The sequence below is a fragment of the Streptomyces sp. NPDC001843 genome, from assembly GCF_042891955.1.
Classification (GTDB): Bacteria; Actinomycetota; Actinomycetes; order Streptomycetales; family Streptomycetaceae; genus Streptomyces.
On the sequence record NZ_JBIATQ010000010.1, the window covers coordinates 270,755 to 295,262 of the forward strand.

The 24,508-nt window shown below is 70.4% G+C and carries 21 protein-coding genes and 2 pseudogenes; 12 read left to right on the forward strand and 11 right to left on the reverse strand.

All coding sequences use genetic code 11. From position 1 onward, the window contains the following. The first annotated feature begins 40 nt into the window (after positions 1-40). The 7 genes from ACFYZQ_RS25625 (at position 41) to ACFYZQ_RS25655 (ending at position 6,424) form a co-directional block, all read left to right on the forward strand. On the forward strand, positions 41-1,276 hold the full coding sequence (locus tag ACFYZQ_RS25625) for an Ig-like domain-containing protein (protein ID WP_389151973.1): 1,236 nt from the start codon (positions 41-43) through the stop codon (positions 1,274-1,276). A 182-nt stretch (positions 1,277-1,458) separates the two neighbouring features. Then, positions 1,459-2,226, forward strand: coding sequence for an enoyl-CoA hydratase/isomerase family protein (locus tag ACFYZQ_RS25630; protein WP_389151975.1), 768 nt, complete (start codon positions 1,459-1,461; stop codon positions 2,224-2,226). A gap of 274 nt (positions 2,227-2,500) precedes the next feature. Continuing rightward, a complete protein-coding gene (locus ACFYZQ_RS25635) occupies positions 2,501-3,004 on the forward strand; it encodes an ATP-binding protein (protein ID WP_389151978.1) in 504 nt (167 codons plus the stop codon). A gap of 184 nt (positions 3,005-3,188) precedes the next feature. Beyond that, the gene (locus ACFYZQ_RS25640; RefSeq protein ID WP_389151981.1) at positions 3,189-3,995 is read left to right on the forward strand and encodes a polysaccharide deacetylase family protein; all 807 of its coding nucleotides are present in this window, start codon (positions 3,189-3,191) and stop codon (positions 3,993-3,995) included. Next, complete coding sequence (locus ACFYZQ_RS25645; RefSeq protein WP_389151984.1) at positions 3,995-5,182, forward strand: YncE family protein; 1,188 nt, start codon at positions 3,995-3,997, stop codon at positions 5,180-5,182. The genes ACFYZQ_RS25640 and ACFYZQ_RS25645 overlap by 1 nt, the downstream gene beginning before the upstream one ends. A 57-nt stretch (positions 5,183-5,239) precedes the next feature. Then, complete coding sequence (locus tag ACFYZQ_RS25650) at positions 5,240-6,151, forward strand: MerR family transcriptional regulator (RefSeq protein ID WP_389151986.1); 912 nt, start codon at positions 5,240-5,242, stop codon at positions 6,149-6,151. A gap of 60 nt (positions 6,152-6,211) precedes the next feature. Further along, positions 6,212-6,424, forward strand: a complete 213-nt coding sequence (locus ACFYZQ_RS25655) for an EF-hand domain-containing protein (protein WP_199213668.1) — start codon at positions 6,212-6,214, stop codon at positions 6,422-6,424. Between the two features lie 41 nt (positions 6,425-6,465). Here ACFYZQ_RS25655 and ACFYZQ_RS25660 read toward each other — a convergent pair. Next, positions 6,466-7,252, reverse strand: a pseudogene (locus tag ACFYZQ_RS25660) (ABC transporter ATP-binding protein). Then, the gene (locus ACFYZQ_RS25665) at positions 7,249-8,964 is read right to left on the reverse strand and encodes a 2-isopropylmalate synthase (RefSeq protein ID WP_389151991.1); all 1,716 of its coding nucleotides are present in this window, start codon (positions 8,962-8,964) and stop codon (positions 7,249-7,251) included. The pseudogene ACFYZQ_RS25660 and the gene ACFYZQ_RS25665 overlap by 4 nt, the downstream one beginning before the upstream one ends. 211 nt (positions 8,965-9,175) lie before the next feature. Here ACFYZQ_RS25665 and ACFYZQ_RS25670 point away from each other — a divergent pair, with 211 nt between their 5' ends. Beyond that, positions 9,176-9,853: a FadR/GntR family transcriptional regulator gene (locus ACFYZQ_RS25670; RefSeq protein ID WP_389151994.1), complete on the forward strand. Its 678-nt coding sequence runs from the start codon at positions 9,176-9,178 to the stop codon at positions 9,851-9,853. 210 nt (positions 9,854-10,063) lie between these two features. Continuing rightward, entirely contained in the window at positions 10,064-10,726 is a 663-nt protein-coding gene (locus tag ACFYZQ_RS25675; RefSeq protein ID WP_389151997.1) for an NADPH-dependent F420 reductase, read from the forward strand. A gap of 44 nt (positions 10,727-10,770) precedes the next feature. On the opposite strand, the gene ACFYZQ_RS25680 is transcribed toward ACFYZQ_RS25675, so the two are convergent. Continuing rightward, the gene (locus tag ACFYZQ_RS25680) at positions 10,771-11,328 is read right to left on the reverse strand and encodes a GH25 family lysozyme (protein WP_389151999.1); all 558 of its coding nucleotides are present in this window, start codon (positions 11,326-11,328) and stop codon (positions 10,771-10,773) included. Positions 11,329-11,433: 105 nt separating this feature from the next. Further along, positions 11,434-12,465 carry a phosphatidylinositol-specific phospholipase C domain-containing protein gene (locus ACFYZQ_RS25685; RefSeq protein WP_389152002.1) on the reverse strand — a complete coding sequence of 344 codons (1,032 nt, stop codon included), beginning with the start codon at positions 12,463-12,465 and terminating at the stop codon, positions 11,434-11,436. A gap of 191 nt (positions 12,466-12,656) precedes the next feature. Between ACFYZQ_RS25685 and ACFYZQ_RS25690 the strand changes: the two genes are divergently transcribed. The 3 genes from ACFYZQ_RS25690 to ACFYZQ_RS25700 all read left to right on the forward strand — a co-directional run bounded on the left by ACFYZQ_RS25690 (position 12,657) and on the right by ACFYZQ_RS25700 (position 14,747). Further along, positions 12,657-13,022 carry an STAS domain-containing protein gene (locus ACFYZQ_RS25690; RefSeq protein ID WP_389152005.1) on the forward strand — a complete coding sequence of 122 codons (366 nt, stop codon included), beginning with the start codon at positions 12,657-12,659 and terminating at the stop codon, positions 13,020-13,022. 79 nt (positions 13,023-13,101) lie between these two features. Beyond that, positions 13,102-14,145 carry a YihY/virulence factor BrkB family protein gene (locus ACFYZQ_RS25695; protein ID WP_389152008.1) on the forward strand — a complete coding sequence of 348 codons (1,044 nt, stop codon included), beginning with the start codon at positions 13,102-13,104 and terminating at the stop codon, positions 14,143-14,145. 53 nt (positions 14,146-14,198) lie between these two features. Further along, positions 14,199-14,747 (forward strand): phosphatase PAP2 family protein, encoded by a 549-nt coding sequence (locus tag ACFYZQ_RS25700; RefSeq protein WP_389152010.1) that lies wholly within the window; start codon positions 14,199-14,201, stop codon positions 14,745-14,747. 71 nt (positions 14,748-14,818) lie between these two features. On the opposite strand, the gene ACFYZQ_RS25705 is transcribed toward ACFYZQ_RS25700, so the two are convergent. The 7 genes and pseudogenes from ACFYZQ_RS25705 to ACFYZQ_RS25735 form a co-directional block, all read right to left on the reverse strand. Next, entirely contained in the window at positions 14,819-18,094 is a 3,276-nt protein-coding gene (locus ACFYZQ_RS25705; protein ID WP_389152013.1) for an SAV_2336 N-terminal domain-related protein, read from the reverse strand. Continuing rightward, positions 18,087-19,091, reverse strand: coding sequence for an AAA family ATPase (locus ACFYZQ_RS25710; protein ID WP_389152015.1), 1,005 nt, complete (start codon positions 19,089-19,091; stop codon positions 18,087-18,089). The genes ACFYZQ_RS25705 and ACFYZQ_RS25710 overlap by 8 nt, the downstream gene beginning before the upstream one ends. Further along, positions 19,091-21,223 carry a hypothetical protein gene (locus tag ACFYZQ_RS25715; protein WP_389152017.1) on the reverse strand — a complete coding sequence of 711 codons (2,133 nt, stop codon included), beginning with the start codon at positions 21,221-21,223 and terminating at the stop codon, positions 19,091-19,093. The genes ACFYZQ_RS25710 and ACFYZQ_RS25715 overlap by 1 nt, the downstream gene beginning before the upstream one ends. Next, positions 21,220-22,239, reverse strand: coding sequence for an alpha/beta hydrolase (locus tag ACFYZQ_RS25720; RefSeq protein WP_389152020.1), 1,020 nt, complete (start codon positions 22,237-22,239; stop codon positions 21,220-21,222). Before ACFYZQ_RS25720 ends, ACFYZQ_RS25715 begins: the two co-directional genes overlap by 4 nt. A gap of 124 nt (positions 22,240-22,363) precedes the next feature. Beyond that, positions 22,364-22,655, reverse strand: a pseudogene (locus tag ACFYZQ_RS25725) (type II toxin-antitoxin system VapC family toxin). Between the two features lie 95 nt (positions 22,656-22,750). Continuing rightward, entirely contained in the window at positions 22,751-23,020 is a 270-nt protein-coding gene (locus ACFYZQ_RS25730) for a hypothetical protein (protein WP_389152023.1), read from the reverse strand. 56 nt (positions 23,021-23,076) lie between these two features. Continuing rightward, entirely contained in the window at positions 23,077-24,444 is a 1,368-nt protein-coding gene (locus tag ACFYZQ_RS25735; RefSeq protein ID WP_389152026.1) for an L-serine ammonia-lyase, read from the reverse strand. Between the last annotated feature and the right edge of the window lie 64 nt (positions 24,445-24,508).

Sequence of the window (24,508 nt, forward strand, 5' to 3'; positions counted from 1 at the left end):
GGGGCGCGGGCCTGACCAGGCTCGGGGAGGGGAGAACAACTTGAACGTGCGGCCGATATCGGGGGCGTCGGTTGGGGGTCGGCGGGGCCGGAGGGGCTGGCCGGTGGTCATAGCCGGCGTAGTGCTGATGGCCGCCACCGCGTGCGGTGGCGGCGACTCGGACTCGGGGTCCGGCGGCGGAAAGGGCAAGGACTCCTCCGCCGCGCAGAGCAAGCAGTCCGAGGCAGTGGTCACCATCTCGCCGAAGACCGGTGCCGGCGAGGTCGACACCAGCGGGGCCCTCAAGGTCACCGCCGGCAAGGGCAGACTGACCGAGGTCGAGGTCAAGGACGACAAGGGGACCACGGTCGCCGGCAGCATCAGCGGCGGGGGCACCAGCTGGACGCCCTCGACCCATCTGGCCGCCGCCACGAAGTACACCGTGCACGCGGTCGCCAAGGACTCCGCGGGCCGTCAGGCGGCCGAGGACTCCAGCTTCACCACGCTGACCCCGAAGAACACCTTCCTCGGCTACTTCACCCCCGAGGACGGCTCCACGGTCGGCGTCGGCATGCCGTTCTCCATACGCTTCACCCGGGGCATCACCAAGCCCGGGGATGTGGAGAAGGCCATCAAGATCAAGACCGAGCCCGCCGTCGACGTCGAGGGCCACTGGTTCGGCAACGACCGCCTGGACTTCCGGCCCGAGAAGTACTGGAAGTCCGGCACCAAGGTCACCGTCAAGCTCGACCTCGACGGCGTCGAGGGCCGTGACGGCGTCTACGGCAAGCAGACCAAGACGGTGAAGTTCACCATCGGCCGCAACCAGGTGTCCGTCGTGGACGCCAAGAAGCACACGATGAAGGTCACCCAGGACGGCAAGGTCGTCAAGACCATCCCGGTCACCACCGGCAAGCCCGGCTACGACACCTGGAACGGGCAGATGGTCATGAGCGAGAAGCTCACCGTGACCCGGATGAACGGCGACACCGTCGGCTACGGCGGCGAATACGACATCAAGGACGTCCCGCACGCCATCCGCCTGACCAACTCCGGCACCTTCCTCCACGGCAACTACTGGGGCGGCGACGCCTTCGGCAACTACAACGCCAGCCACGGCTGCGTGGGCCTGCGCGACGTCAAGGGCGGCTACGACAGCGGCGTCCCGGCGGCCTGGTTCTTCAACCACTCGATGATCGGTGACGTGGTGGTCGTCAAGCACTCCCACGACCGGACCGTCGACCCGGACAACGGCCTCAACGGCTGGAACATGTCGTGGGACAAGTGGAAGGCGTGAGTCTGCGCTGACGTGGGCGTCGGCCCTCGCTGACGTACGGGCCCGGTGCTGTGACCGACAGCACCGGGCCCCTCGTCGTCAGTCCCCGTGCCGTGTCTGCCCGGGGGCGACCCCCGGACCCCCGGCCGGTGTGACGGACCGCACCGAACCAGTCCCCGTTAGTCCCCGTTAACCTGCTGCCCATGACCGTGAATCTCGAAGTCGCCGAAGGCGTCGGCACGCTCCGCCTCGACCGCCCGCCCATGAACGCGCTCGACGTCGCCACGCAGGACCGGCTCAAGGAACTCGCCGAGGAGGCCACGCGCCGCGACGACGTGCGCGCCGTGGTGATCTACGGCGGCGAGAAGGTGTTCGCCGCCGGCGCGGACATCAAGGAGATGCAGGCGATGGACCACACCGCGATGGTCCTGCGCGCCCGCGCCCTGCAGGACTCCTTCACCGCCGTGGCCCGCATCCCCAAGCCGGTCGTCGCCGCCGTCACGGGATACGCGCTGGGCGGCGGCTGCGAACTGGCCCTGTGCGCCGACTACCGCATCGCCGCCGACAACGCCAAGCTCGGCCAGCCCGAGATCCTGCTCGGCCTGATCCCCGGCGCGGGTGGCACCCAGCGGCTGCCCCGGCTGGTCGGCCCCTCCAAGGCCAAGGACCTCATCTTCACCGGCCGCATGGTGAAGGCCGACGAGGCGCTGTCGATCGGCCTGGTGGACCGGGTGGTACCGGCCGCCGAGGTGTACGCCGAGGCCCACGCCTGGGCCGCGAGGCTGGCGCAGGGTCCGGCGATCGCGCTGCGCGCGGCGAAGGAGTCGATCGACACGGGCGTGGAGACCGACCTCGAGACCGGGCTCGCCGTCGAGCGGAACTGGTTCGCGGGCCTGTTCGCCACCGAGGACCGCGAGCGGGGCATGCGCAGCTTCGTGGAGGAGGGGCCGGGGAAGGCCAAGTTCCTGTGAACCTCTGCCCCGACGGCTCTTGCAATTGACGAGACGTCTCATCCGGGGTCCCTCGCCCGGGCGGTCGACGGGAGTTTCGCGGCGGCTTCGGCCCGTCCCGGCGGGGGAGTTCGGTGGTCGTGCGGCAGGGGTTCGTCGCCGCAGGTGGGAGGGGCGCCGGGGCCGTTTTTATGTCACTGGCATATGCAGAACGAATCTCGAGGAACGGTAGCGCCCGGGGGCGTATTCCGCCGGAACGGCCCCGGAGGGCACTGCGGACGGCCATGATGGGGGCATGGCGGGGCTGGAGGGCATCGAACAGCCGCGGGGACACAGCCGTGCGGCCGCGGCGCGCTGGTCGCCTGCGGTCGAGGACGAACGGGCAGTCAAAGCACTGGAGTTGTTCGGCAACCCGACCGAGGCCGAGGTCCCGCTACCGTCCCGTCCGGAGTCGGCGGCCACCGCCCGCCGGCTCGCCCAGGTCGTCGTGCTGCGCCAGTGGGCACTCACCCCGAAGACGACGGAGGACGTCGTCCTGCTCGTCTCCGAACTCGTGGGCAACGCCGTACGGCACACCGGCGCGCGCGTTTTCGGCCTCCGTATGCGCCGCCGTCGCGGCTGGCTCCGCGTCGAGGTCCGCGACCCCTCCCGTGGACTGCCCTGTCTGATGCCGGTTCAGGAGATGGACATCAGCGGGCGGGGACTGTTCCTGGTCGACAAACTCTCCGACCGCTGGGGCGTGGACCTGCTGCCGCGCGGCAAGACGACGTGGTTCGAGATGAGGGTGGCCGACCGTTGACCGGTGCTGACCGTTGAGTGCTGACCGTTGACCGGTGCCGGCCGTTGAACCAGTGCCGAAGGTTGAACCGGCGCCGACCGTCGACCGGTGCCGCCGCACGGCGTGACGTCCGACGCGACCCGCAGATAGTCCCCTATTGGGTTAATCGCCGGTTTTCTTACCATCCGCCCCTTAAATGGTGCGGGTGACCACGACCAACCGACGCGGGATGCTTCGTGCGGGCGCCGGGCTCGCCGCCGGGGGCGCGCTCGCCGCCGGCTGCGCGGGAACGGGCGGCCCCACACGCCCTGCGGCCACCGCCGCCACCGCCGCGTCCACCACCCGGCCCGACGCCTCCGGCCACCCGGTGGCCACGGCACGGGCGGCCCCGCCCCCGCGCGCCTTTCCCCAGCACCCCGTCCAGATCACCCATGGCCCGCGCACCCGCTCCGCCGTCGCCCTCACCTTCCACGGCCAGGGCGAACCCGACCTCGCCCGCCGCCTGCTCACCGAGGCCGAGCGGCAGGGGGCCCGGATCACCGTGCTGGCCGTCGGCAGCTGGCTCGACGAGCATCCCGACCTGGCCCGCCGGATCCTGGACGGCGGCCATGACCTCGGCAACCACACCGAGCGCCACCTCGCGATCAACGCCATGTCCGAGGCCGACGCCCGCACCGAGATCACCGGCTGCGCGGACCGCCTCAGGCGGCTCACCGGCTCCATCGGCACCTGGTTCCGCCCCTCCCGCGCCCGGTCCGCCTCCTCGCTGGTCACCCGGCTGGCCCGGGAGGCGGGCTATCCGCACGTGCTGTCCTTCGACGTCGACTCCCTCGACTACACCCGGCCCGGCGCCCCCGCCGTCACCCGCACGGTCCTGGACCGGGTCCGTGCCGGATCCGTGGTGAGCCTGCACTTCGGATATCCGGACACGGTCGCCGCCCTCCCCGCCGTACTCCAAGAACTCGGCCGCCGTGGACTGCGCGCGGTCACCACCACGGAGCTGCTGAGCTGATGCACCCCACCCACGCCGCCCGCGCCCTGACCGCCGGCTGTGCCCTCGCCGCCCTGACACTGCTGTCCGCGTGCGGCGGCGGAACCCAGCACCGCAACGACGAGGCGTACGGCAGCGACGCGCCCGTCCGCCCGCCCGTGAACAGGCTGCAGGCCGACGGGTTGCCCGGGATGCCGCCGGTGCTCGATCCGACCGACGTGTACGCCGCCGACCGTCCGGGCCGGCTCTCCCCGGTGGTGAAGGACTTCCCGTCCCGGGTCTACGTGCCCAACACCAACTCCGACACCGTCACGGTGATCGACCCGAAGACGTACGAGGTCATCGAGACGATCCCGGTGGGCCGCCAGCCCCAGCACGTGGTTCCCTCCTGGGATCTGAAGACCCTCTGGGTCAACAACGACCGGGGCAACAGCCTCACACCCATCGACCCGAGCACGGGGAAGGCGGGCCGGCCGGTCGACGTCCACGACCCCTACAACCTGTACTTCACCCCGAACGGCAGATACGCCATCGTGATGGCCTCCCTCGACCGCGAACTGGTCTTCCGTGACGCCCACACCATGAAGAAGGCGAAGACCGTCCACGTCACCTGCGCCGGCGTCAACCACGCCGACTTCTCCCTCGACGGCCGGTACTTCATCGTCTCCTGCGAGTTCAGCGGCGAACTGCTGAAGGTCGACACGGAGAAGATGAAGGTGATCGACCAGCAGAAGCTGCCGCTGCACGGCGCCATGCCGCAGGACGTCAAGGTCTCGCCCGACGGCAAGCGGTTCTACGTCGCCGACATGATGGCGGGCGGCGTGTGGATCCTGGACGGCGACACCTTCGGCAGGCCGAGGCTCCTCACCACCGGAGCCGGTTGCCACGGGCTGTACGTCAGCCGGGACTCACGCGAGATGTACATCTCCAACCGGGGCGAGGGCACCATCTCGATCTTCGACTTCACCCAGAACCGACTGACCGCGAAATGGCACCTGCCCGGCGGCGGCAGCCCCGACATGGGCGGGGTCTCCGCGGACGGCAAGGTCCTGTGGCTCTCCGGCCGCTACGACTCCGAGGTCTACGCCATCGACACCCGCACCGGCACCGAGCTGGCCCGCATCCCGGTCGGCAGCGGCCCGCACGGCCTGGCCGTCTACCCCCAGCCGGGCCGCTACTCGCTCGGCCACACCGGCGTCTTCCGCTAGCGCCCGCCCGTCGGCCTACTTGAGTCTCCACCCACTGGAAGGTCCAGACTCGCCGATGTGAGCGCAGACGGCACCCCCCTCTTCACCATCGGCGAGCTGGCGCGGGTCACCGGGCTGACCGTGCGGACCATCCGCTACTGGTCCGACGAGGGCGCCCTGCCCCCGGTGGCCCGCTCCGCGGGCGGCTACCGGCTGTACGACGCCGGGTCCGTCGCCCGCCTGGAACTGATCCGCACCCTGCGCGAGCTGGGCCTCGGCCTGGCCCATGTGCGCGAGGTGCTGACCGGCGAGACGACGGTCGCGGAGGTGGCGGCCACCCATGTGGCGGCGCTCGACGCGCAGATCCGGTCGCTGAAGGCGACCCGGGCGGTGCTGTCCACGGTGGCGCGACGTGGTTCGAGTGCGGAGGGTACGACCCTGATGAACAGACTGGCACGGCTGTCGGCGGACGAGCGGCAGCGGGTCGTGGACGAGTTCGTGGACGAGATCTTCCACGGCCTGGACACGGCGGACCCATGGATCCGGGAGCGTACCCGGAGCATCGGCGTGAGCCTGCCGGACGACCCCACCTCCGAGCAGGTCGACGCCTGGGTGGAGCTGGCGGAACTGCTGCAGAACCCGGACTTCCGGGCCGCGATGCGCAAGATGATCGAGTACAACGCCGCCGACCGCGGCCCCGACGACCCGGCCGGCTCCTCGGCACGGTTCTTCCAGCGGCTCTTCGAACTGGTCGGCGACGCGCGTGCGCGGGGCGTGGTGCCCGGCGACCCCGAGGCGGAAGCCGTACTGGCCGAGCTGCTCGGCGCGGACACCGACCGGGCGGCCGTCCTGCGGCGCATCGATCTCGGCAACGAGGTCGCCCGCTACCGGGAGTTGGCGGCCGTCATCAAGGGGGAGACGGAGCCCCCGAGGTACCAGGAGGAGTTCGCCTGGGTGGTCGCCGCACTGAAGGCCTGGCCGGGCCGTTAATCTGACCTGCGTCAGGACGACAGCAAGACAGAAGACACGCGACACAAAAGGGGCGGATCGGTGGCGGACATCGAGGAAGCACGCAAGCAGTTCCAGCGGATCGATGCGGACGGCGACGGTTTCATCACCGCCGCCGAGTTCAAGTCCGCCCTCGCCCAGGGCGGCGACTGGAACGTCACCGACACGGTGGCCGAGGCCGTCATCAGGACCCGCGACCTCAACGGCGACAAGGTCCTCTCGTTCGACGAGTTCTGGGCGTACCTGAGCAAGTGACGTCGGGAGAAGGGGGGCGCCCGTCCGGGTGCCCCCCTTCCTCATGCCCCGGACTGGATCCTTACGTTCCAGCGGCCGCCGTGCCGTTCCAGCGCCAGCGGCAGGTCGAAGCACTTGCCGACATGGTCGCCGGTGAGCACGTCCGCCGCCCGTCCCTGCGCCAGGGGGCGGCCCTCCCGCAGGAGCAGCGCGTGCGTGGTGTGGGCGGGCAGTTTCCAGATGGTGGGTGACCAGCACCGTCGCCAGACCGGGACGGTCCCGGCGCAGCGCGCCCAGCGCGGCGAGCAGGTGCTCCCGGCCCGGCAGGTCCAGGCCGGTGGCCGGCTCGTCCAGGAGCAGTAGCCGGGGCTCCGGCATCAGCGCCCGGGCGATCAGCGTCCGGCCGCGCTGACCCTGCGACAGCGTCGGCCAGCGCGCCCGGCGGTGTCCGGCCAGCCCGAGGGTGTCGATGAGCCGGTCGGCCCGTTCCTCCTGCCCGGGCGTCGGCCGCCACCGGGGGAGCGGGGCGACGGAGTTGGTCAGCCCGGTCAGGACGACGTCCCGGACCCGAAGCGGCTCGCTGAGCGGGTGGTGGGGGCTGACGTGCCCGATGTGCGCCCTCAGCTCCCGTACGTCGACCCGGCCCAGCCTGCGGCCGAGGACCTCCACCGTGCCCTTCGTCGGATGGGCGAGCGCCCCGAGCAGACCGAGCAGGGTGGACTTCCCGGCACCGTTGGACCCGAGGAGCGCCCAGTGCTCACCCGCCCGCACGGTCAGCGACACCTCCCGCAGGAGCGGCCGGCCGTCGCGGACCACGTGCACGTCCTGCGCGCGCACCACGACCGTCATCGCAGCGCCCGGTTCACCGCGGACAGTACCGCGCGCACGGACGCGATCAGCGCCGACGGGCCCTCGCCCGCGCCCCAGGCCGTGACGCCGTCGACACGGCACTCGGCGTAGGCGGTCACACCGTCCCCGGTCGGGTGGTCGGCGTGGTCCAGGATCTGCACGGTGAGCCCGGCGCCGGTCAGCGCGTCGGCGAGGGCGGTCAACGGGCCGCCGCCGGTGCCCTCGTAGTCACCGGTGCGGTCCTCATCTGTCTGCACGGTGGCGACGAAGCTGTGCACGCCGGGTTCCACCTCCTGGGCCGACCAGGCATGGAGCCGCACCTCGCCGTCGGCCAGGTAGACCTCCCGGAAGAGGTCGTACAGCTCCTTCGGCGCGACCTCCCGCCCGCCGTCGTCCGTCACCTCCTGAACGACCCGGGAGAACTCGGGCCGCATGCGTGCGGGCAGGTCGATACCGTGGTGCGTGCGCAGCAGGTACGCCATGCCGCCCTTGCCCGACTGCGAATTGACGCGGATCACGGCCTCGTACGACCGTCCCACGTCGGCCGGGTCGATCGGCAGGTACGGCACCGACCAGGGAGCCGACTCCTTGGCCAGCCCCCGCTCGGCCGCTTGCCTGGCGTGGTGCGCCAGCCCCTTGCTGATCGCGTCCTGGTGCGTGCCGGAGAACGCGGTGTACACCAGGTCGCCCGCGTACGGGTGCCGCGGGTGCACCGGCAGCCGGTTGCAGTGCTCGACCGTCTCCCGTACCGCGTCGATGTCACGGAAGTCGACCATGGGATCGACCCCCTGAGCGTGGAGGTTCAGCGCGAGGGTCACCAGATCGACGTTCCCGGTCCGCTCACCGTTGCCGAACAGGCAGCCCTCGACCCTCTGCGCGCCCGCCAGCACGGCGAGCTCGGCGCAGGCGACGCCGGTGCCGCGGTCGTTGTGCGGGTGGACGGAGAGGATCACCGCATCCCGGCGGGACAGGTTGCGGTGGGCGTACTCGATCTGGTCGGCGTAGACGTTCGGGGTGGCGATCTCTACCGTCGCAGGGAGGTTGTGGGTGACCGGGCGGTCCGGGCTCGCGTCCCACAACTCGGTCAGTCCGTCGCACAGTTGCAGGACGAAGTCGGGCTCGGTGAGGTTGAAGGTCTCGGGGGAGAACTGGAAGCGGACGCCGGCGGTGTCCCCGGCGAGGCGGGCCATGTGCTCCGCCGCCTCGCGTACCGCGTGCCACACCTGCTCCCGGTCCCGTCCGAGGACCACCTGGCGCCATACCGGGGAGGTTGCCATGTACAGGTGCACCACGGCCCTCGGCAGCCCCTCGATCGCCTCGAAGGTCCGGTCGATCAGCTCCCGCCTGGCCGGGGTGAACACGACGGGCGTCACATCGTCCGGCACGGCGTCCGCGGTCACCAGATGCCGTACGAAGTCGAAGTCCGTGCGGCTCGCGGACGGATAGCCGACCTCGATCTCCTTGAAGCCCACCGAGACCAGCAGGTCGAACAGGCGGCGCTTGCGCGGGGTGTCCATCGGCTCGGCCAGCGACTGGTTCCCGTCGCGCAGGTCGACGGGGACCCAGAGCGGGGCGCGCTCGATGCGGACGGAGGGCCAACTCCGGTCGGTGGCGTGCACGTTCACCCGCTCCTGGAAGGGACGGTAGCGGTGGTACGGCATCGGGCTCGGACGCTGCGGGTTCCAGAGCGGCTGAGGGGCGGTCGTGGTCATCGTCTGCTGTTGCCTTCGGCTCGGTCGGACGGTGACCGGCAGCACGGCGACCCGCGGCGGGGTGCCGGTCGCGTCAGGCCCCGCCGCGGCAGCCGAGAAGAAGGAGACCGCGGAACGTCATACCGGGTACGCTAGCGACTCCTCAGCTCCTCAGACAAGTGAGAATCTCCTTGGAACCTCCCGAACGCGCAGACAGGTTGGTGCACCGCCGATGACACTGGGTCCCGTCCGCCCCAGCCCGCTGGTCGAACAGGTGACCAAGCGGCTGCGGGCGCAGATCACCGACGGTCACTGGCCGGTCGGCACCCGGCTGCCCGGCGAGACCACCCTCGCGAAGGAGTTCGGCGTGGGCCGCTCCACCGTCCGGGAGGCGCTGCGCGCGCTGGCCGGGGCGGGCCTGGTACGTGCCCGGCACGGCGCCGGGGTGTTCGTCATCGCGACGGAACCCGCCGAGGACTGGCCCACCAGGCTGCGCCGCGCCCAGGTGAGCGACGTGTACGAGGTCCGGACGGCGGTCGAGGTGCAGGCGGCCCGGCTGGCCGCGCGCCGCCGCACCCCCGACGACGTCACCGCGATCGAGACCGCACTGGAGGGTCGCCGCGCCGCCGCTTCGGCGGACGACACGGCCTTCGTCGACGCCGACATCGCCTTCCACACGGCTGTTGTCGCCGCCGCCCACAACCCCGTGCTCACCGACCTGTTCGGCGAGTTCACCCCGGTCCTGCGCGGGGGCCTGATCGACCTGCTGACACTGACCGGCATCCGCTCTGACGACCCGAACACCGCCGACGAGGCCCACGAGGCCCTCCTACGAGCCGTGGCCGCGGGCGACGCGGAAGCCGCCGCGGAGGTGCTGCGCGCCGAACTGGAGGACCCGTTCGCGGGCTAGGACCGTCCGGGAGGTGTTCGACGGCCCGGAGCGGATCCGGGAGGCCCACCGTCCGATGGAGTCGAACCGGCACACGGGCAAGACTGTCGTACGGGTCCGACCACGGTCACCCGGTTGCCGCACCGGCGGAATAGCCCACGCACCCGTGAGGTTGACCCGCACGACAAGCGCATGCCCCGCATGCCCTGCATCAACCCGGAAGGGTCAGTCATGAAGATCGGCATCATCGGCGCGGGCAACATCGGCGGCAACCTCACCCGGCGGCTCACCGCCCTCGGCCATGACGTCTCCGTCGCCAACTCCCGCGGTCCGCACACGCTCACCGAACTCGCCGAGGAGACGGGCGCGACCCCCGTACCGGCCGAGGAGGCGGCGCGCGGCGCCGAGGTCGTGGTCGTCACGGTGCCCCTGAAGGCGGTCCCGGACCTGCCGAAGGGCCTGCTGGACGGCGCGGCCGAGGGCGTCGCGGTGATCGACACCGGCAACTACTACCCGCAGCAGCGGGACGGCCGTATCGCGGAGATCGAGGACGACGGCCTCACCGAGAGCCGCTGGACCGAACGCCACCTCGGCCACCCCGTCGTCAAGGCGTTCAACGGCACCTACGCCCAGGACATCCTCGACCGCCCGCTCCCGGCCGGCGACCCCTCCCGCATGGCCCTGCCGGTGGCCGGCGACGACGCTGCGGCCAAGGCGAAGGTCCGGGCGCTGATCGACGAACTCGGCTTCGACACGGTCGACGCGGGCGGCCTCGACGACTCCTGGCGCCAGCAGCCCGGCACCCCGGTCTACGGCCTGCGGGCGGGTGTGGACGCCGTGCGGAAGGCGCTGGCGGAGGCGTCCGAGGAGCGCCCGGCGGACTTCCGGGGGTAGAACCCCCCCCGGCCTGCCGGCGTCAGCCCTTCCTCAGCCCTTCCTCAGCCCTTCCTCGTCCACTCCCGCAGTGCGTCCTCGTCCGGAAAGCGCGCCACGTTCTTGTCGTGCGGTTCGTCGGTGTACTGGTGGAACAGCCACTTGGCCTTGATACGCGGATGACCTGCGCGGACGTAGTCCGCGATCCACAGACCGTCGCCGGCCTGAGAGGTGGTGTCGACGTCGAGCCAGTAGTGGCGGTTCGCGTACAGCACGACCCGGTTGTGCGGCCGTAGCTCCGCCAGCTTCCTCAGGAAGCGGTCCTTCTCGGCGTTGCTCGCGTGTGTCCCCTCGCTGGTCGTCTCCCAGTCGACGGCGAGGATGTCACCCGCCTTCTCCGGGGCGTGCCTGACGAAGTACTCGGCCTGCGCGGTGAGGTCGCCGGGCCACAGGAAGTGGTAGAAGCCGACGACCAGACCGGCGTCCCGGGCGGTCTTGGTCTGGGCGTGGAGCCTGGGGTTGACGTACGAACGGCCCTCCGTCGCCTTGATGAAGACGAAGGAGAGGCCGTCGGTGTCGTACGACGACGACTGGAAAGCGCTCACGTCAATGCCGTGCAACATGGGGGGACTCCCTGAGTGTCAGTGGGGGTGACAGGAGTTGACTGGTTCATTCCCCACACTGGCACGCGCGATCCGCCTCCGAGCCGGAATTCCGGCTTCTGCCCGTCAGCCCCGGGTGGTCACCGACCCCAGCACCGAGGCCGACTTCGCCGACCAGTCCGAGGTGATGATGCTCGCGTGGTCCGCGGCCAGCAGCGACAGCCGGGCCGCGACCTCGGCGTCCATCGGGGCGGTCGAGGAGATGGCCGGGGAGACGTTGTAGGCGTCCGTCATGATCAGGATGTAGTGGTTCGCGGAGTAGAAGGACGTCGCCCAGCCGTTGTTGACGTACGTCGCCGCGTCGCCGTCGAAGAACACGAACCAGGGCCGGATGGAGGCGTCGTAGCGGCTGGTGCGCGGATCGCCGCTCGCCGCGCCCAGCACCGCCGGGAAGGCCTGTGCCGCCGAGATGTTCCCGGCCGCGTACAGATCGCGCAGGTGGTCGCCGTACTCCTGGTCCGTCCAGTAGTGGTCGAAGGGGTTGGACTTCTCCACCGTGCCGGGGATCAGCTCGAAGAGGAACTTGCCCTTGAGGGCGTCCCGGCTCGGCCACGCGTTCGCCTTGGCCGCCGCGTCCAGCGTGGAGTAGCCGGAGCCCAGCAGATCCGACGGCTTGTAGACGCTGCTGCCCAGCTTCGAGGCGACCAGGGAGTCGAACTCGTCGGGGCCGAGCCCGGCGTCGTTGTTGAAGCCGGCCTTCATCTCGACCTTGAAGACGATCGGCGAGTGGTCGGGGTGCAGTTGGTTCCAGGCCGCGATGTTGTCCAGGCAGCTGCCGAGGTCCTGGTTGCGGTCCTTGCTGTACAGGTCGCCGGGGGTGCTGGCTTTCTCGCAGTTGTTGTCGTCGCCCAGCGGGTTGCTGTGACTGACCCGCCAGCGGTGGTTCACGCTGTCGGCGTAGACGTCGAGTTCGAGCAACGAGGCGCCCGAGTCCAACGCCTGTGCGAAGTAGGTGTACTTGGACTTGTCGTACGCGTTGTGCGTACCGATCGCCGTGGTCTCGGAGAACTTCCCCGACGCCGCGTGGGCGCTGCCCGGCCCCACCAGTACCATCGCGGCCGCACCGAACAGCGCCGCCAGCCGTCTGACCGTACGCACGTGAAATCCCCTTTGCTTTCGCCGAGTTGGCGGCAGCGTAGGGGTAAGCGGTTACTATGCGGTAGCCCTTGGTGGAACGGGAGACTCCGGGTCGGCGGGGCGAATCAGGTGTAACGCCCGTAGGATCCGGGGGAGCCTTCCGACCGGAAGGGCCGGCCGTGGACTCACCGAGCGTCGTTGTTGAGGGAAGTGTGGGAGACAACCGCCAACCGGCAGGACCGGACCGTCTGACGGTCACCAGCACGTCGGTCGACGGCACCGACGTCATCGCCGTGCGTGGGGAGATCGACCACGACACCGGCGACCCGCTCCGCCGGGCGCTGACGCTCCCCGAGGGCGGGGCCGCCCCGCGGCTGGTGGTGGACCTCAGCGGGGTGACGTTCATGGACTCCAGCGGCATCAACCTGCTGATCGCCGCCCACCAGGCCGCCCAGACGGCCGAGGGGTGGCTGCGTCTGGCCGCCCCGACCGAGACCGTGCTGCGTACGATGCGGCTCGTCGGCCTGGACACGGTGATCGACTGCTACCCCACCCTCCGCGACGCCCTCCACGGCTGACGGGGCCGGATACGGGACGACCGGGACAAAAAGGGTCCCGAAGGAGGCGTGGGCGGGGGTCCGGGGGTACCCGGCGGTCATGAAACTGCATGTTCCGGGCCGGAAAGATCACGGCAGCGCCCCGCCTCCCGCGCCCCAGGAGGCGGGGCCCGGCCCCGAGGTCCAGCGGCGCGAACCGGACGCGCCGACGAAACTGCCGAAGCGGGCGTGGAGGGCGATCCTCAAGGGGAGCCTGCGGGAATTCAAGGACGACGAGCTGACGGACCGCGCCGCTGCCCTGACGTACTACGGCGTCCTGTCGCTGTTCCCCGCGCTGCTGGTGCTGGTGTCGCTGCTCGGGATCACCGGGAAGTCGGCCACGGACACGGTACTGGCCAATCTCAGGAAGCTTGCCCCCGGCTCGGCCCGTGACATCATCACCCGGGCTGTCGAGCAACTGCAGAACAACGCCGGCACCGGCTCGATCGTGGCCGTCGTCGGCATCGTGGTGGCGGTGTGGTCGGCGTCCGGATACGTCGCGGCGTTCATCCGGGCGGCCAACCACGTCTACGACATTCCGGAAGGGCGCCCGGTGTGGAAGATCCTTCCGGTGCGCGTCGGGATCACGGTGGCGCTGATGGTGCTGGCGGTGGCCAGCGCGCTGATCGTGGTCTTCACCGGCGCGCTGGCCCGCCAGGCCGGCCAGGCCCTCGGGATCGGCGACACCGCGCTGACGGTGTGGTCGATCGCCAAGTGGCCCGTCCTGGTGCTCCTGGTCACGATCATGATCGCGATCCTGTACTGGGCGAGCCCGAACGCCAAGGTGAAGGGCTTCCGGTGGATCACGCCGGGCAGCTTCCTCGCCCTGCTGATCTGGATGATCGCCTCCGCCGGCTTCGCGTTCTACGTCGCGAACTTCGGCTCGTACAACAAGACGTACGGCACCATGGCGGGCGTCATCGTCTTCCTGGTCTGGCTGTGGATCAGCAACCTCGCCATCCTGCTCGGACTGGAGTTCGACGCCGAGACGGTGCGACAACGGGCGATCAGCGGCGGCCTGCCCCCGGACAAGGAGCCGTACACCGAGCCGCGCGACACCCGCACGTGGGACGAGGAGGACCTGCGGCGGCTGGACGAGCCGTGACCGCTTCCACGACGGGCTGATTGTCACCGGGCACTGCGGGATACCAGCAGCTCATGAGCTTGCTGACAGGTCTGAGTGAGATCGATGGACTGCTGACGCGGCAGGCGGCGTGCCGCATCCCGCCAGGGGTCGGCAAGGTGCTGTCTGCCGTGGAGGAAACCGCCGAGAGCTCGAAGCTGTGGTACGGCGCCGCCGCCGCGATGACATGGCTCGGTGGCCGGAGGGGCCGCCGGGCCGCGGCGACCGGCCTGGCGGCCCTCGCCGTCGCCCAGCTGGTGGCGAACGGTCTGTGCAAGCAACTGGCCGACCGGCCCCGGCCGCCCGCGGACTGGTTCCCGCACGACGAGGTCGAGGACCGCCCCGACTCCTCGTCCTTCCCCTCCGGCCACACCGCGGCCGCCGTCGCCTTCACCGCCGCCGTCGCCCCCTCCTGGCCGACCGCCGGCGCCCTGTGCGCGCTACCGGCCGCCATGGTCGCCGTCGAACGGGTGCAGTCGGGCGCCCACTATCCCACCGATGTGGCGGCCGGCGCTGTGATCGGCCTGGTCGGCGCATGGGCCGTCCGGCGTGCCCCTCACCTGGTGCTGCGGCGCTGGCTGTAGCAGAGTCGTCCGAACGTTCGGGCGTGCCGGCCCCACTGCCGCGGGGGCTGGGCACTTACCGGGAGACGTGCTCACATGGGTTCGTGTGGATGAGGTCCAGCGGCATTCGTACCGCTGAACTCGAGCTCGATGTCCTCTGACTCCTGCCGGGCGTCGAAAGTCAGCTGCGCATTGCGCTCCACGCTCACTTCCACCATGTGGTCGTTGAGCTCTTCCAGCAGCCGCACATCGCCCGCGGCGAGGGAATAGTCGCTCTTGTGCATGAAGCCTTCGAGGACGAGCTCGGCGTTCACCGTCACGTGCCCGAGTACCAGGCCGTACTCATACTCCTCCACGGTGCTCCAGACGATCGAGTCGAGGTCCGGGGTGACGGCCTGGATGGTCAGGTCCGTGAGGCCGGACGGTAGTTCCACGCCGTTCAGTGTCCAGGCTCCCCGCATGGTCTCTTCCGCGGACGGATCTTCGACGGATTCGCCGAGAAGTTGCTCGCAGGCCGACTCCACAGCAGCGGACAGGGCGTCCCGCCCGAGTTCGTCCTCGTCCGGGAACGGGTACATCGCCTCCCGCTCAGCCACGTCCAGCGTCACCTCGGCGTCGTGGGCGCGACGCGGTGGGACGGGCACGCGGATCACCACGAGGCAGGACTCCTCGCTCTCGAGGGGGACGTCGGTGATCGTCGAGACGCAGTCACCGAGGTCGAACGTCGCTTCCCGTGGCTCTCGCTCCAGCACGAGCTCGAAGTCCACTGCGGAGACGGCTCTCCAGTCGCGAGGTCCGTCGCGCCTGATATGGACCGCAAATACACCAGCCTTCGAACGCCAGATCAAATCAACGAAACTGAAACCGATGGGTGTCTCCTGCTCCATGCGGATGCCTCGCCGGCCGAGGAAGTTCTGCACCGCGTCGACCAGTGTCGCCTCGTCGGCGTGCTCGGTCCCGTCGATGAAGCGCTGGGTGAAAACGAGTAGCGAGAACAAGAACCGGTCTGCATTCCGCCGGTACGCGCCTTGGTAGATATGGGGGCACCTCGACTCGAGGTGCTGTCGGACCTGGTTGTACACCACGTGGACGGGGTCCTGCGGTTCGCAGGCCCGATTACGCGCGAAGGCAGGTGCTGGCAGGTCCCCGTAGTCGAACCTGGTCCGGAGTAGCGATTCAGTGTTCATGTGAGCGGCGATGGTGGGCAGGTCCAGGTACTCCGGGCCGTCCGGCACACCCTCGGCCGCGACTCTCAGGAATTCTTGAGTCAGTGGTCCCCCATCGGCGGACAACACCTGCGTCCCTCGGGCTCTGTGCCTGGTCAGTCCCGTTGGGGCCCAGCTCTCCAGGGCGTCGGCCGCACCATGAAGGTTGTTCTCGGAAATCACCATGAGGTGATCAGGCCTCGACTCATCGAGGATGCGGGCGATGCTGTCGAACTCCAGAAGGGACCACGACTGGTCGTGCTCATCCCCGGAGAGCATCCATCTCAGCCGTCCGGCGGTGTCAAGCCTCGCCCGCCCGGCGAAGTAGAGCAGTATGGTGTCGGTCGCATGACACGCCTGCGTCACCGCTCCCAGGACCTCGCTCCCCGAGCGGGGATTGACGAGCGACATGCAGCGCTCAGCGGACAGGTTCCAGCCTTCGGGCGAGGTGAGATAGGACCGCATCGCCGCGAGACCCGCCTCCACGCCAGGCAGTGAGTAACTGCTCCCGTAGCGGGAGACTCCGATGAGTACGGCGGTGCTGCGTGCCGGGTCGGGCAGGCGCCGACTCGGCAGGGGCCCGCCCGATGGTGTGGAAGCCTCAGAGCTGCCCGGCGAGGCGGCGGGCCGCACCGGCGCGCCGTCCCGCAGCAGTGTCAGCAACTCGTCGGACGCGCGGGCGAAGGGGTACAGCGCGGGCGGAACCGAGTCCGGTTCGGACGCGGCGATCGCCTGGATGTCCTCCGCGCCGCCCGGACTTCTGGCGGCGATGTGGCGGCTGAGGGCGTCGTAGGTCAGCCAGGCGTCCCGACGGCTGAGGCGGGACGCGAGCCGCTCCCGTGTCGCCTGGTCGAAGAAGACGACCGGTGGGGCATCCTCGTGCGTCTGGATGGTCACGACGGGACTCGTCAGCAGTTCGGCCAGGTCACCCACGCTCGCCTCGGGAAGGAGTTGCTGACGGATCAAGTGCATGAGCGGCAGGCTCAGTTGACCGAACGGGCTGCACAGAACGGCCAGCCGCACAGCCGAGGGGGACGCAGTGCGGAGGAATGCCTCCACGAGGTCGGGACCGTCGCGTCGCCCGGCGTTCGGCCTGCGGAAGAGGCTGGGCACGACGCCGGTGCGTGGGACCAGGACCGCGTCGTACCCGTGGGGCGACCCGCGCATGAAGGTCTCCGCCCAGCGGGCCACGGAGTACGGGGAGAACGTGAGCGTGGGCAGCGCCTGCCAGTCCGCGTCCTCAGCGTCGGACAGCGTCCGCAGCAGCAGGGGGACGTGGAAGGTCAGGTCGGCGTTCCTGAGTGCCGGCCTGCGCTGGCCGACCCGGATCGCGGGTAGATCCAGGCCGGTGCGGTGCCACAAGCGGTCCGGCAGCGGGTTGAGCAGCGCGACAGGGGCTTTCGCTCCCCAACCGCGCAGCAACTGCCATGTCTCCGGTCGGCTCCAGCCGGGCGCCATACAGTCGGAAAGCACCAGCACCAGACGTCTGCCGTCCGAGGAGACGGCCTGTCCCGGGGCGACGCGCCTGCCTTGGTGGTCGGTGACCACGGGGGCGGCGCCCGGCCGCAGGCTCCACGTCCGGAGGCTTCGGAAGGCACCCAGTCCGGACAGGAGCGTGGCGAACTCGGCGTTGGTGTTCTGCCAGACGGCCATGGAGGGCGACGTGTCGACGACCAGCAGCAGTTCGAACCACGGCTCGGGAGCGGGAGTGAACACCGGGGTCAGCTCGCCTGTGCGGCGGAAGTCGCGGACGGTCGCGTCCAGGTTCAGTTCAGCGCGCCGACCCTTTGGGTAGCGGCGCTTGAAGGGCCGCAGCGCCCGGCGCAACTCCAGGGCCCGGGGCAGATCCCGGCCCCCTGGAACGGCGACGGAGGCACCCGGCGTCGGCCGGGTGTGCGACAGGCTCTCGTAGAGAACGGTCGCGTCCGCGTCCTCTGCGGGTTGCGGCGGGGCCGGCGCGTCGGGGTCGGGGTCCGGCGGTGACTCCGGGGCGTCCCCCGCGGTGTCGGACGGCGCTGGTCCGGGCAGGTCTCCCTGCGGTGCGGCAGAGGTCGCCGTCGGTGCCGCGGCCAGCCACAGGGCGTCGGCGATCGCTGTGGCGTCCGCGTCCTCGCCCAGGGCCTCCGCGAGCGCGCGGACCAGCGCCTCGACGGCGTCAGCCACCGGAGAGCTCGCGCAGGAGCAGCTCGTCGAGGATCCGCTTGAGCCGTGGGCCACTGGGCGCGTTCTCGTCGGTCATGAGCCGTACCGCGTTGAGCAGTTGGTCGACCGCCAGGACTTCCTTCCTGGCGATGCGTTCGGCGAACTTCTGGATGAGCTCCCACACCGGTCCGGTCTCAGGCACCTCGAGACGCAGGTGCGCGGCCACCGCGTCGCGGAGCGTGTCAGCTGTCGGCGCGGGCATGGTGTACCGGATGCAACGCCGCAGGAACGGCGCGGGGAAGTCCCGTTCACCGTTGCTGGTCATCACGATGAACGGGAACCGTGTGCACTGCACGTGACCCTCCCGCACCAGGTGGGTCCGCGTCTTCTCGCCCCACTCCCGGACAGGCACCTGCCGCAGACGGTGGCGTACCAGCTCCGGGATCTCGAACTCCCCGCGCTCCAGCACGTCGAGAAGGTCGCTGGGCAGGTCGAGATCGCTCTTGTCGATCTCGTCGATGAGTAGCGCCCGGGGCCGTTCGCCGGACAGCAACGCCGTGCCCAGGGGACCGAGTTTCAGGAACGGCGCGATGTCGTCGGCAGGTTGATTGCGCTCGGTACGGGCGAGGCCGCGCCCGCGCCCCCTGCCCCGTCCCGTGCGCCGTCCCTCGTAGACCGTTTGGCGCAGCCGCAGGGAATGAATGTGGCCGAGTGCGTCGTACTGGTACAGCGCGTCCTGCAGGGTACTGCGCGAGGTGATGTGCCAGCGCAGCACGCGTCCGAGTCCCAGTTCCGCGGCGACCTGCTCGATGACGGTGGACTTCCCCGTCCCCGCGGAGCCGGTGATCAGCAGGGGGCGGTGCAGGTAGAGAGCGGCGTTGACGGCGTCGGTCAGACCCTCGGGCGGCTTGAAGGCATGCTGGTCGGGGACCCGGGGGAAGGTGCGCCACGGGGGAGGATCGGCAAGGGGGACATCACGGAGTTCGCCGTTTCCGACGTAGTACGTGTTCCAGGTCATCACGCGCTCCACTGATGGGTCGGGTGCTGCTGCTCGAACCAGCGGCAGAAGTCGAGCCAGTCGAGGTCGTGCCAGGCGGCCCGGAGCCCGGCAAGGCCCGCGAGGTGGTCGTCATCCGGTCGTGCCGGGCGCGCGGGTCCGCCCGCCTCGGCTCGCCAGCGACACCGGTACGCCTCGATGAAATGGTCGGGCAACTGCTCCCAGTACCTGTCGAGGCAACCGCGTTCCCGGGCGTCCACGTCGGCGTCGGTGCGCGGCCACAGCAGGATGGGGGTGTAGACCAACAGGGTCTCCACCAGTTCCGCGACGTGTGGCGGACGGTGGTCGAGGCCGATGGCCCGCTCGTAGACCCCCAGATTCAGACGCTCCGCCAGCAGTCCCGTGTCGCGGGTGTCGGAGTCGGTCAGCCAGTCGACCGGTGCGCCGCTGTCGCCGGGGTGCTGGTCCTCCAGCCTCATCAGACGGTCCCGGTCCTCCTCGTTCATGCCCGCGAGGTGGCCCGGAACCGTGAGGCGTCCCGTCCAGCGCAGTACCACCGTGCGGTCATCCGCTCCCAGCACGAACCGGCCGGCCCGCGCCTTCTCAGGTTCCCAGGCCACCAGGACCGGAGCGGGGACCACGACGTCGATGTTCTTGATCCGCCCGCCCCCGGGGACCTTCTTCCGCGCCCAGTCGATGATCTTCGGGAACTCGCGCTCGACCCCGGCACGGGTGGGTTCGCAGGGGAAGTCCTCGTGGTGCTCGCCGCTCGCGCCGTCGCGCAGCCACACCGACAGCGACTCCGGCCAGTCGACCCGCGCGGCATGGAGGCTGATGACCAGTCGCCACATCCGGTCCCGACGCAGTGCGGCCTGCCGTGCCACGGCATCACTGAGCTCGGCAAGTCCGCCGACGCGCTGCGCCCAGGCCTCGACCCGCTCGTCCTCGGAGTCGAGGCCGCAGCGGTCGGCGATGGCGGCCACGGCCTGCGCCAGGCACCCGACGGGGTCGCCCGGGCGGGAGGTGCGGAGTGCCGCGTGTTCGAGTATGTACTGCAACAGGGCCGTACCTCGGGCCCCCTTCGGCGGACGCAGTGGGTCGCACGACCGATCGGCCGCCGCGTAGACGAAGTTCAGGTCGGCGGCGACGCTCCGCAGAGCCGGTGTGGTGAGCGCCCGCCCGGCCCACTCGTGGACCATGTCCCCGGTGTCACCCGCGCGCAGCAGTCCGTCGGCCACCTGCTGCACCCACAGTGCCCTGGGCGATGGAGAAGCCTCCGCTTGGTCGCGGAGTTCGCGCAGTGCCTGCCGGCTCCAGCCGCCGGCCGGGGCGGGGCGCCCGGGCCAGGCGGCCAGCGCCTCGTCGAGGTCCTGGCGCCCGATGGGGCCGATCTGCCGACTGGGTGTCCAGGCCGGCCGCCGCACGTTCAGCGCCACCCACAACTCCTCGACCGCGTCCGGATCCCCGTCCCGGCCGAACGTCTCGCAGTTCTGCTTCAGGATCCTGTCCGTCAGCGCCAGCTTGAGAGTGCTTGCCGTCAGGAGCTCACCGCCGCCCGGGACGCCGTGGCGGAGCAGGGAGGCGAGTTCGCGGCTGAAGCCGAGGTCGTACGCCTTCTGGTGTGCCGCCGCCGCCATGAGCACGGAGTGTCTGTTGTTGCCGAGGGCGAAGCCGCCTGCCAGCGCCTGTGTGTCGGGGGCGCCGGCGCCGGCGTGGCAGGTGTCGATGAGAGTGATGACCCCTTTGACCCCGGGCAGGTCCCCGGCCTCGGCGACAAGTTTCCCGACGTCGACGGAGCCGGCAGCCTGCCCGGCCTGCGTGTCGTGAGCCATGTAGTACAGCTTCGAGTTGCCCATGGGCGTCTGCCCGTGGCCGAGGAAGGCGAGAACGAGTTCGGCGCCCGCCTCGTTCGCCCGCCGCGCCGCGGCCAAGACCGCGTCCTCGATCTGCCGGGCGGAGACCCGGCCGGACCGCAGTGCGTGGCCGCCGTCGGGAAGACTGGGCACACAGGCGCCGATCATCGGATCGGTGAGGAGCCGGTGCAGTTCCTCGGCCCTGGTGAGAAGACTGCTGAGCTCCTGCTTGGCGGCCGGGCACTGGGTGGCGATGACCAGGGCGTGCCGGACCGTTGTCGTCGGCCGGCCTGCGCTCATGAACCGGCCGAAGGAGCTGTCCCGGCAGACGTGTCCGTCCCGGCGGAGACAGCGGACAGGGCGGACAGAGCCCGCAACACCGGTTCCGCGACCTCGCCGCGGCTCAGGTATGTGGTCGCCCCATGTGCCCACCACATGCGGGATTCGAATTGCAGCGGGGTCGGTGTGACCCCCCGCTCGTTCGGCTGGACGAGTTCGGCGAGCTTGCGTCGCGGCACGACCACGTCGTCCCCGTCCCAGAAGTCCAGCCAGCTGTCGACACAGTGGGGGGTCGCCGGCGGCCGCGGGACGAGCAGCGGCCAGACGAATCCGCTGGTCGCGATCGGCGATCCGATGGTGACCAGCAACGGTACGGGGCCGTCGTACGACGCCAGAGCCTCGAACGCCACGACGCTGCCCAGGGAGTGTCCGATCACGACCGTGGGCCGTGCGGGATCCATGCACCGAAGGACCCGGGCCCTGATCCGTGCGTCGAGCGTCGTGCCCTCTGCGTCCTCGCCCTTTCGCCGCAGGTACCGCGCGGGCTGGGACCACGTGCCGAGCACGTCCCGGGCACTCGACCAACGGGCCACTTGCGCCACTCCGGGCAGCGCGGCCACCGCGGTCGCGATCGCCCAGGCGTGGCGCACGGCCCCGCCAGCACCCTGCGGCTGGCCGTCGGGGCTCAACTGGGCGCGGACTCGTGCCAGTGCCCTGTTGCCCTGGTTCTCCGGTCGCTCCGCCTCCTCCGCGAGGAACTCGGCGAGCAGACCGAGGACGATGGCCGCTTCCTCGTCGTCGAGGTCGTCCGGGCTGCCGGCGCTCTGTGACTCACCATCGGCGAACAGGTCGCCGTAGTAGGCGAAGGAGCAGTCCGCCATCCAGTCCATGGTGAGAGCGGAGATGTCGGAGGCGAGATTCGCGGACCGGGCCCCGTCGGCCAACGCCCGCTTCCACCGCACCAGTTCTTCGCGCGGATCCCGCGGCCCGCCGATGCCGTGGACGAGAACCAGTTTCGGCTTCGTCGTGCCCTTCATTTGCGCCCCCGCCCCCGTCCGGCACGTGGCCGGTCGTCCTCTCACGCAGGGCACAACGCTACCAAAAGCTCAACTATCGTCCTGTGATTCCGATTACCGGCCTTCGCCGGAAGCCGTAACCCACTCAGTTCTCGAAGAGGCGGACGCTGGGGCCGCACAGCATCAGTAGATCCTCGGGATCGGATGTCAGGACGGTCACCGGAGAGGGAGAGGCGAGTGCTGTGACGGCCACGATCGCGTCGGGGCGTACCTGTGGCCGTGCAGCCCGGCCGCGGCGAGAGTTCGCTGGCGTGGCGGGCGATGGCTTCGGTGGGCGGGATGACGTTCACGCGGGAGACGGCGTAGTCGAAGCGGGCCTGGTCGGTCGTGGGGTCGCGGGCTTCGACGAGGGTGACGGAGCTCGTGACGACGCGGATGTTCTCGGCCTAGGCGGCGGCCAACCAGCCGGTGAGCTCGGGTACGCGTCGTACGAGTTTCGACAGGCCCTCGCAGTCCAGGACGAGGGTGCCGCTCACGCGTCCACCGAACCCGCTGTGTCACCGCGCAGGAGGGCCCGCTTGGCCTCGACAGCTGCCGGGTCGACGGGGCCGTGTTCTGCCTCCGCGTCTTCGATGAGCTCGCGCAGCCGGTCGCGTTCCAGTTTGCGCTGGATGAGGGCCTCGACGTAGGCGGACGTGCCCCGCTTACCGGTCCGGGCCTTGAGGGCCGCGATCGTGCCCTCATGGAGGGAGACGGAGACCGGGCGGACGGGCCCTTCACCGGGAGACGGCGATGCAGTCATGTGCCCGAGTTAACAAGACTCTTGTTGTTAGGGCGCTGCTCGACTGCCCCGTCCCCTCAGCACTCGATGATGTTCACCGCCAGCCCGCCCCTGGCCGTCTCCTTGTACTTCACGGACATGTCCGCGCCGGTGTCCTTCATCGTCTTGATGACCTTGTCAAGGGACACCTTGTGCGAGCCGTCGCCGCGCATCGCCATGCGGGCGGCCGTGACCGCCTTGACGGCGGCCATGCCGTTGCGCTCGATGCACGGGATCTGGACCAGGCCGCCCACGGGATCGCAGGTCAGGCCGAGGTTGTGTTCCATGCCGATCTCGGCGGCGTTCTCCACCTGCTCCGGGCTGCCGCCCAGCACCTCCGCCAGCGCGCCCGCCGCCATGGAGCAGGCGGAGCCGACCTCGCCCTGGCAGCCGACCTCGGCGCCGGAGATGGAGGCGTTCTCCTTGAAGAGCATGCCGATGGCGCCGGCGGCGAGCAGGAAGCGGACCACGCCGTCCTCGTCGGCGCCGGGGACGAAGTCCATGTAGTAGTGCAGGACGGCCGGGATGATGCCGGCCGCGCCGTTCGTCGGGGCGGTGACCACACGGCCCCCGGCGGCGTTCTCCTCGTTCACGGCCATCGCGTAGAGCGTGATCCACTCCATCGCGCGGGCCAGCGGGTCGCCCTCGGCGCGCAGCTGGCGGGCGGAGACGGCGGCCCGGCGCCGTACCCTCAGACCGCCCGGCAGTATGCCCTCGCGGGACAGGCCGCGCGCCACGCACGACCGCATCACCCGCCAGATCTCCAGCAGGCCCCCGCGGATCTCCTCGTCGGTGCGCCAGGCGCGCTCGTTCTCCAGCATGAGCGCGGAGATCGACAGGCCGGTCTCCCTGGTCAGGCGCAGCAGCTCGTCGCCGGTGCGGAAGGGGTACTTCAGGACCGTGTCGTCGAGCTTGATGCGGTCCGCGCCGACCGCTTCCTCGTCGACGACGAACCCGCCGCCGACCGAGTAGTACGTCTTCGTCAGCACCTCGGCGCCCTGCGCGTCGTACGCCCACAACGTCATGCCGTTGGCGTGGTACGGGAGTGCCTTGCGGCGGTGCAGGACCAGGTCGTCGTCGAAGGAGAACGCGATCTCGTGCTCGCCGAGGAGGTTCAGCCGGCCCGACCGCTTGATCTCCTCCACCCGCTCGTCGGCCGTCTCCACGTCCACCGTGCGCGGCGAGGCACCCTCCAGGCCGAGCAGCACCGCCTTCGGCGTGCCGTGACCGTGGCCGGTCGCCCCGAGCGAGCCGTACAGCTCGGCCCGGACCGAAGCGACGGGGGCGAGCAGGTCCTCGTTGCGCAGTCGGCGGGCGAACATGCGCGCCGCGCGCATCGGGCCGACCGTGTGGGAGCTGGACGGGCCGATGCCGATCGAGAACAGGTCGAAGACCGATATGGCCACGGTGAACTCCTCAGTGCGGGGGTGGTGGGGCACCCGGTGTACCGGTACCGGGTGCCCCACCGGG